The organism is Lonsdalea iberica (assembly GCF_002111585.1).
Classification (GTDB): Bacteria; Pseudomonadota; Gammaproteobacteria; order Enterobacterales; family Enterobacteriaceae; genus Lonsdalea; species Lonsdalea iberica.
In genome coordinates this window covers 1-1,166 of the sequence record NZ_LUTP01000111.1, presented here as the reverse complement: position 1 = coordinate 1,166, position 1,166 = coordinate 1, and the positions used below count along the sequence as shown (strand labels likewise).

At 53.8% G+C, this 1,166-nt stretch carries 1 pseudogene; it reads left to right on the top strand.

Features of this window, described 5'->3' with window-relative positions:
* Window positions 1-68: 68 nt before the first annotated feature.
* A pseudogene (locus AU511_RS16905) lies at window positions 69-1,166 on the top strand (IS3 family transposase); the annotation flags it as partial.

The following is a 1,166-nucleotide window of genomic DNA, read 5'->3' as shown; positions in this document are numbered from 1 at the left end:
CAAACTGATCTTACCCAGCAATAGTGGACACGCGATTAAGTGAGTAAACTCTCAACCAGAGGTGACTCATGACAAAATCGACATCAACCAGCAAGAAGCCCCGTAAACAACACACGCCTGAATCCGCGATGAAGCCCTGAAACTGGCTGAGCGCATTGGCGTCGCTGCTGCTGCCCGCTAGCTCAGTCTTTATGAATCTCAACTCTATACCTGGCGCAGCAAGCAACAGCAACAAATGACCTCTTCAGTCCGTGAAAGTGAACTGGCCGCAGAAAATGCCCGGTTAAAGTGACAGCTGGCAGAACGGGATGAGGAGCTGGCCATTCTCCAAAAGGCCGCGACATACTTCGCGAAGCGCCTGAAATGAAGTATGTCTTTATCGAAAAATATCAGGCTGAGTTCAGCATCAAGGCCATGTGCCGGGTTCTGCGTGTCGCCCGCAGCGGCTGGTATGCCTGGCGTCTGCGCCGTTATCAGGTCAGCCCGCGTCAGCAGTTCCGTCTTAACTGCGATAATGCTGTTCGCAAGGCATTCAGTGCGGCAAAACAACGATATGGTGCGCCGCGTCTTGCAGCCGAACTGCCGCAATACAACGTGAAAACCGTTGCCTCCAGCCTGCGTCGTCAGGGGCTGAGGGCAAAAGCCAGCCGGAAGTTCAGTCCGGTCAGCTACCGTGCGCACGGCCTGCCAGTATCGGAAAACCTGCTGAAGCAGGACTTTATCACCAGCGGCCCGAACCAGAAGTGGGCGGGTGACATCACGTACTGACGAACAGATGAAGGCTGGCTTTACCTTGCGGTCGTTATCGACCTGTGGTCCCGGTCAGTTATCGGTTGGTCGATGTCCTCGCGGATGACGGCACAGCTGGTCTGCGATGCGTTACAGATGGCGCTGTGGCGTCGGAAGCGGCCGGAACAGGTTATTGTTCATACAGACAGAGGCGGTCAGTACTGTTCAGCGGATTACCAGACTTTACTGAAACGGCATAATCTGCGCGGCAGTATGAGTGCAAAAGGCTGCTGTTATGATAATGCCTGTGCAGAAAGCTTCTTTCACTCACTGAAGGTGGAATGCATCCACGGTGAACACTTCGCCAGCCGTGAAATAATGCGAAGCACGGTGTTTAATTATATCGAGTGTGATTACAATCGCTGGCGCCGTCACAG